We start from the raw sequence: 6,769 nt of genomic DNA on the forward strand, positions 1-6,769 counted from the left end.
CCGCCCGCACCGCAGCACCGCGAGCCCCCGCAGCGCCGCGCCGAGCCGCCGCGCGAGGCGCCCCGTGAGGGGGCGCCGCGCCGCGAGCCGCGCCAGCGCGGCCGCAACCGGATGTACATCCCGGGCCTGGGCTGCCTGAAGGGCTGCCTGATGGTGCTGCTGGTGCTGGCGCTGGCCGTGGCGGCGCTGTGGAACTTCACCCCGCTGCCCGAGTACTGGGCCGATGTCCAGGACTGGTTCACCAGCGCGAAGGACTGGGTGACGGACATCTTCGGCAGCGCGAAGAACTGACCGGGGGAACCGCGCGGGGAACCGCGAAGAGCACGGCAGGACGAACCGATCCCGGGGGGCTTTCGATGAGGGTGCGACACACGTCCGGCCGGTGGGGGGCGGCCCTCCTGGGCGCCCTGCTCGCCGTCGCGGGGGCGCTGCTGCCGGCCGGGCCGGCGGCGGCCGGTGCGGCGTGGACGCCGCACTGCGGGCACTACGAGACGGTGCCGGTGGCCGGCGGACGGTACGTCGTGGACAACAACGCCTACGGCCCCGGCACCGCCATGTGCCTGGGCACCGACGGCGGCCCCGGGTTCACCGTGCTGTCCTCGAACGCCTCGGCGAGCCCGCCGGCCGGCCCGGTCGCCTACCCGGAGATCTTCGACGGCTGCCACTGGAACACCTGCTCCACCGGCAGCGCACTGCCGCTGCGGGTCTCCGAACTGGGCCGGGCGACCAGCGACTGGTCCACCACGCTGCCCGCCGTCGGGGACTACAACGTGGCCTACGACCTGTGGTTCAACACCACCCCGACCACCCCGGCGGAGAACGGCCAGCCGGACGGGGCCGAGCTGATGATCTGGCTGGACCGCCGCCCGGCGGGGGCCGGCCCCACCGGGTCCACCGCGTACGTGGCCGGGGCCGGGTACGCCAGCTGGCAGCTGACCATCGCCGCCAACGGCCGGCAGTGGCCGATGGTCGCCTACCAGGCGCAGACGCCGACCACCTCGGTCACCGGCCTCGACCTGCGGGCCTTCGTCCGGGACGCGGTGGCCCGGGGGGTCGTCGACCCCTCCTGGTACCTGGTCTCGATCGAGGCGGGTTTCGAGCTCTGGAGCGGCGGCGCCGGACTGCGCACCGACTCCTTCGCCACCGACGTCCGCCCGGGCCGCCCGGCCGGGCCGGTCGGCGCCCCCGGCGGCCAGTGCCTGGCCGACCTGCCCGGCACCGTGGCGGGCGGCCCCGAGCCGGTCGCCCTGCTGCCCTGCGACGGCTCGTCCGACCAGTGGTGGACGGTGGAGACCGACGGCACGCTGCGGCACGCAGGCAAGTGCCTGGGCACCGACGGCAACGCGGCCTCACTCAATCCGTGCAACGGCTCGCCGTACCACGTCTGGCTGGTCGGCCTGGCCGGCGCGCTCTGGAACCAGGGCGCGTCGGGCTGCCTGCGCGACCCCGCGGCCGGGTCCGTGCCGGGCGGCGGTGCCGACCTGGCCGGCTGCGACGGATCACCCGGCCAGCGCTGGACGCTGCCGGCCAACGTGGTCTGACGGGGCGCCCGGCACCGGGGCGCCGCCGCTCCGGACCGCCCGCCCACGGCATCCGCCTGGACCGCACGACGGGATTGGCGTTTTATCGACAATTCATGAGATTTCCCGCCGCTCAGGACCCGCTGAGCACGCTCAGGCGGCCCGCGGAGGCCGTCCGGGCGCGTAGGTTGGTCGCTGTTGTCCCGCCCCATCGAGCGCCCCGGACCCTCCCCGAGCGCTCCCGCCGCCCACGGAGCAGCATTGGCACGCAAGATCGGCAGCCGCTACACCGTCCACCAGGTGATCGGCCGGGGCTCGGCCGGGACGGTCTGGCTCGGCGAGGGCCCGGACGGTCCGGTCGCGGTCAAGCTGCTGCGCGAGGACCTGGCCGCCGACCAGGTGCTGGTCGGGCGCTTCGTCCAGGAACGCGCCGCGCTGACCAGCCTCGACCACCCCCGGGTGGTCGGCGTGCGCGACATGGTCGTCGACGGCAGCGACCTCGCCCTGGTGATGGAGCTGGTCCAGGGCACCGACCTGCGCTCCCGGCTGGAGCGCGACGGCGCGCTGCCCCCGCAGCTCGCCGCCTCGGTGATCGCGGACGTCGCCGACGGCCTGGCCGCCGCGCACGCGGCCGGCATCGTGCACCGGGACGTCAAGCCGGAGAACGTCCTGCTCGACCTCTCCGCCGCGCCCGGCCCGGGCGGCGCCCCGCGCGCCAAGCTGACCGACTTCGGCGTGGCCCGGCTGGTCGACGCCCCGCGCCGCACCCGCGCCACCCGGATCATCGGCACCCCCGACTACCTCGCCCCCGAGATCATCGAGGGCCTGGAGCCGCGCGCCGCCGTCGACATCTACGCCCTCGCCACCGTGCTGTACGAGCTGCTCGCGGGCTTCACCCCGTTCGGCGGCGGCCACACCGGCGCGGTGCTGCGCCGGCACGTCACCGAGCAGGTGCCGCCGATCCCCGGTCTGCCCGACGGCCTGTGGCGGATCATCGCCGAGTGCCTCGCCAAGGCCCCGGCCTCCCGGCTGCGCGCCGCCGAACTGGCCGCCCGGCTGCGCGAGCAGCTTCCGGCCCTGGCCGGGCTGCCGGTGCTGGCCGTCCCGCAGCAGGGCCGGGCGCCGGCCGAGGAGCAGCTGACCCCCGGCGAGGCGGTGTACGCCGAGGTGGACGCCGCCCCCGGCACCCACAAGCGCCGCCGCGGCCCGGCCGTGCCGCTGGTGCCAGGCGTCGCCCCGGACTCCACCCGGGACACCCACACCAGCCTGCGCCGCCCGTCCGCGCACGAGCTGGCCTCCTACGCGGCCGAGTCGCGGGCCCAGCGCACCACCCCGGGCGCGGCCCACCGCCGGGACCGCCAGGCGCTGCTGCGCCGCCGCCGGGTGCTGGCCGTGCTGCTGGCGGTGGTCCTGCTGCTGGCCGGCGCCGCCGCGGCCTGGACCGCCTTCGCCGCCACCGCCCCGGACGCCGGACCCGGGCCCCGCCCGTCCGGAGCGTCGAGCGCCCCGAGGGCGCCGTAGGGTCCGTCTTCAAACCCCCGTCGTCCGCCCGGAGGGCGGGCCGGGCGGCGTCTGGGTGCGTGCATCGCAAGGCGGAGGAGGGAGTCCATGCGGTGGGGGCACCTCCCGGCCGTCAGGCTGGGGGCCATTGGCGACCGACGACAACGCGGCGAGGTGCGTGCCCAGGGGTCGCCCGGCAGGCGGGGGTTTGAAGACGGACCCTCGGGTCCGTCGCGGCGCGCTCCGGGCGCCCGCGGACCCCCGGACGTACCCGCGGTCGTCATGTGCACCCCGGGAACCATTACCCTGGGGGGCGTGGCAGCCGTCGATCCTTCCGAAGAGCTCAAGAACCTCGAAACGACCATGGGGTCGATCGAGGCCGTCCTCGACCTGGACAAGATCCGGGCCGACATCGCGCGCCTGGAGGAGGAGGCAGCCGCCCCCGACCTGTGGGACGACCTCGCGAACGCGCAGAAGGTGACCAGCAGGCTCTCCTTCCTCCAGGGCGAACTGCGCAGGGTCGAGGGCCTCCGCGGCCGCATCGACGACCTGGGCGTCCTGTTCGAGCTGGCCGAGGCCGAGGACGACGCGGACACCCGCGCCGAGGCCGAGACCGAGCTGGTGGCCGTCGCCAAGGCGGTCGAGGAGCTGGAGGTCCGCACCCTCCTGTCGGGCGAGTACGACGCCCGCGAGGCGCTGATCAACATCCGCGCCGAGGCCGGTGGCGTGGACGCCGCCGACTTCGCCGAGCAGCTGATGCGCATGTACCTGCGCTGGGCCGAGCGGCACGGGTACCCGACCGAGGTGTACGACACCTCGTACGCGGAGGAGGCCGGCATCAAGTCCGCGACCTTCACCGTCAAGGCCCCCTACGCCTACGGCACCCTCTCCGTCGAGCAGGGCACCCACCGTCTGGTCCGCATCTCCCCGTTCGACAACCAGGGCCGCCGGCAGACCTCGTTCGCCGGTGTCGAGGTGCTGCCGGTCGTCGAGCAGTCCGACCACGTCGACATCGACGAGTCGGAGCTGCGCATCGACGTCTACCGCGCCTCCGGCCCCGGCGGCCAGGGCGTCAACACCACCGACTCGGCGGTGCGCATCACGCACATCCCGACCGGCGTGGTGGTCTCCTGCCAGAACGAGCGCTCGCAGATCCAGAACAAGGCGTCCGCGATGAACGTCCTCCAGGCCAAGCTGCTGGAGCGGCGCCGCCAGGAGGAGCGCGCGGCGATGGACGCGCTCAAGGACAGCGGCAGCTCCTGGGGCAACCAGATGCGCTCCTACGTGCTGCACCCGTACCAGATGGTCAAGGACGTCCGCACCGAGTTCGAGGTCGGCAACCCGCAGGGCGTGCTGGACGGCGACATCGACGGCTTCATTGAGGCCGGCATCCGCTGGCGCAAGCAGCGCGAGACCGCCGCGCAGTAGTCCGCGGCCCGCGCAGGGCGGAACGGAGGAAGGCCCCCGACCGGTTCACCGGTCGGGGGCCTTCCCGTACGTACGTCTTCGCTCAGGCCAGCGCCTGCCGCGCGATCAGCGCCACCGCGAGCAGTCCGGCCAGGACGGCCAGCAGCATCGCGGGGGAGAGCGCGGCGAACGGGCCCTGCTGCTCCTGCAGCCGGGCCCGGGTGGCACGGCACGCGGGGCAGCGGCCCTCGCTGACGCGGCCGTTGCAGTGGGCGCACACCAGATGGTCGCAGGTCATGCGATCTCCTCCTCGCTGCTACTGCAAACGCACCGGACCGGGCCTTGGTTCCTTCTCATGCCCTGTGCGGCGGAGCGGTCGTGCCCGACCGCACCCTCCACTGTGCCAGGTTCCGGGCGTTCCGGCCCCCGCGCTGTGAGATGGCTCCCAATTTTCGGGGCATACCGGGACATTCTCCTCCGGTTCCGTGGCCTTGTCGCGGCCTGAACCTGCGGGCCGGGCACCCGTTCGCGTATGGTCCCAAGCCGGGAGCGGCCGTTCCGCTCCCCTCGCCCGCCCCGGGCCGGGCATACCGAGGGGCGGACCGACCCAGGACTGGCGCCGCCTAGGATGGCCTCCGTGATGCAGCCGTGATCAGATTCGACAACGTCTCCAAGACCTATCCCAAGCAGAACCGTCCCGCCCTGGACAACGTCTCGCTGGAGATCGAGAAGGGCGAGTTCGTCTTCCTGGTCGGCTCGTCCGGCTCGGGCAAGTCCACCTTCCTGCGCCTGTGCCTGCGCGAGGAGCGCCCCAGCAACGGTGAGGTGCACGTGCTGGGCAAGGACCTGGGCAAGCTGTCCAACTGGAAGGTGCCGCACATGCGCCGCCAGCTGGGCACCGTCTTCCAGGACTTCCGCCTGCTGCCGAACAAGACCGTCGCGCAGAACGTCGCGTTCGCGCTGGAGGTCATCGGCAAGCCGAAGAGCGCCATCAACAAGGTGGTGCCCGAGGTGCTCGACCTGGTCGGCCTCGGCGGCAAGGAGGACCGCATGCCGGGCGAGCTGTCCGGTGGTGAGCAGCAGCGCGTGGCGATCGCCCGGGCGTTCGTGAACCGCCCGATGCTGCTGATCGCGGACGAGCCCACCGGCAACCTCGACCCGCAGAACTCGGTCGGCATCATGAAGCTGCTCGACCGGATCAACCGCACCGGCACCACCGTGCTGATGGCCACCCACGACCAGGCCATCGTCGACCAGATGCGCAAGCGCGTCATCGAGCTCGACAAGGGGCTGCTGGTCCGCGACCAGGCCCGCGGCGTCTACGGATACCAGCACTGACCGATCGGCGCTGACCCCGTGGGCCGCCCGCCCGCCTCGCCCGACCAGCAGTACCGACCCTGGAGTTGTTGAACGCATGCGCGCCCAGTTCGTCCTGTCGGAGATCGGTGTGGGTCTCCGCCGCAACCTGACGATGACCATCGCGGTCGTCGTCAGCGTCGCGCTCTCCCTCGCCCTCGCCGGTGCCTCCCTCCTGGTCCGCGACCAGGTCAACTCGATGAAGGGGTACTGGTACGACAAGGTCGAGGTGAGCATCTACTTCTGCACCAAGGCCGACGCCCGGAACTCGCCCCAGTGCGACAAGGGCGCGGCCACCGACCAGCAGATCGCCGACATCAAGACCCAGCTGGACAAGATGGACTCGGTGGTGCAGTCCTCGACCTTCGAGAACTCCGCCGAGGCGTACAAGCACTGGAAGGAGATGAACCCGGACAACCCGCTCATCTCCGTCCTCGGCCCGGAGGCCATCCCGCAGTCCTGGCGGGTCAAGCTCAAGGACCCGACCAAGTACGACGTCATCCAGAGCGCCTTCGCCGGCAAACCCGGCGTCAAGTCGGTCGAGGACCAGCGGAAGATCCTGGAGAACCTCTTCGGCCTGCTGAACGGCCTCCAGACGGCGGCCTTCGTCATCATGGTGCTGATGCTCTTCGTCGCCCTGCTGCTGATCGTCAACACGGTCCGGGTGTCGGCGTACAGCAGGCGGCGCGAGACCGGCATCATGCGCCTGGTCGGCGCCTCGAACTTCTACGTGCAGATGCCGTTCATCGCGGAGGCCGCGTTCTCCGCGCTGCTCGGCGCGGTGATGGCCTCCGGACTGCTGCTCGGCGGCCACTTCTTCGTCCAGAACTGGCTCGCCGAGCGGGTGCAGTTCATCCACTTCATCGGCCTGTCCTCGGTGCTGGCGGTCATTCCGCTGCTGGTCGTGGTGGGTATGGGCATGGCCGGCATCGCGGCCTTCTTCACCCTCCGCAAGTACCTCAAGGTCTAGGCCGGGACGGTCCCGA

At 72.6% G+C, this 6,769-nt stretch carries 6 protein-coding genes and 1 pseudogene; 6 read left to right on the top strand and 1 reads right to left on the bottom strand.

The window, feature by feature from the left end:
* The 4 genes and pseudogenes from ABD308_RS03075 to prfB all read left to right on the top strand — a co-directional run.
* Positions 1–291 (top strand): annotated as a pseudogene (locus ABD308_RS03075) (serine/threonine protein kinase); the annotation flags it as partial.
* 65 nt (positions 292–356) lie between these two features.
* Positions 357–1,541 (top strand): GH12 family glycosyl hydrolase domain-containing protein, encoded by a 1,185-nt coding sequence (locus ABD308_RS03080; RefSeq protein ID WP_344325116.1) that lies wholly within the window; start codon positions 357–359, stop codon positions 1,539–1,541.
* A gap of 240 nt (positions 1,542–1,781) precedes the next feature.
* On the top strand, positions 1,782–3,041 hold the full coding sequence (locus tag ABD308_RS03085) for a serine/threonine-protein kinase (RefSeq protein WP_344325119.1): 1,260 nt from the start codon (positions 1,782–1,784) through the stop codon (positions 3,039–3,041).
* 294 nt (positions 3,042–3,335) lie between these two features.
* A complete protein-coding gene (prfB, locus tag ABD308_RS03090; protein ID WP_344325122.1) occupies positions 3,336–4,448 on the top strand; it encodes a peptide chain release factor 2 in 1,113 nt (370 codons plus the stop codon).
* A gap of 82 nt (positions 4,449–4,530) precedes the next feature.
* On the opposite strand, the gene ABD308_RS03095 is transcribed toward prfB, so the two are convergent.
* Complete coding sequence (locus ABD308_RS03095) at positions 4,531–4,725, bottom strand: hypothetical protein (RefSeq protein ID WP_344325125.1); 195 nt, start codon at positions 4,723–4,725, stop codon at positions 4,531–4,533.
* A 350-nt stretch (positions 4,726–5,075) separates the two neighbouring features.
* Here ABD308_RS03095 and ftsE point away from each other — a divergent pair, with 350 nt between their 5' ends.
* A complete protein-coding gene (gene ftsE / locus ABD308_RS03100) occupies positions 5,076–5,765 on the top strand; it encodes a cell division ATP-binding protein FtsE (protein ID WP_344325128.1) in 690 nt (229 codons plus the stop codon).
* Positions 5,766–5,841: 76 nt separating this feature from the next.
* Positions 5,842–6,753, top strand: a complete 912-nt coding sequence (gene ftsX / locus ABD308_RS03105; protein WP_344325131.1) for a permease-like cell division protein FtsX — start codon at positions 5,842–5,844, stop codon at positions 6,751–6,753.
* The last annotated feature ends 16 nt before the right edge of the window (positions 6,754–6,769 follow it).

This window comes from Kitasatospora putterlickiae, assembly GCF_039527695.1.
Lineage (GTDB): Bacteria > Actinomycetota > Actinomycetes > Streptomycetales > Streptomycetaceae > Kitasatospora > Kitasatospora putterlickiae.

Excerpts from the sequence above, each read along its gene's own strand:
- ABD308_RS03080 (WP_344325116.1), top strand. The coding sequence starts at position 357 with ATGAGGGTGCGACACACGTCCGGCCGGTGGGGGGCGGCCCTCCTGGGC.
- ABD308_RS03095 (WP_344325125.1), bottom strand. The coding sequence starts at position 4,725 with ATGACCTGCGACCATCTGGTGTGCGCCCACTGCAACGGCCGCGTCAGC.
- ftsX (WP_344325131.1), top strand. The coding sequence starts at position 5,842 with ATGCGCGCCCAGTTCGTCCTGTCGGAGATCGGTGTGGGTCTCCGCCGC.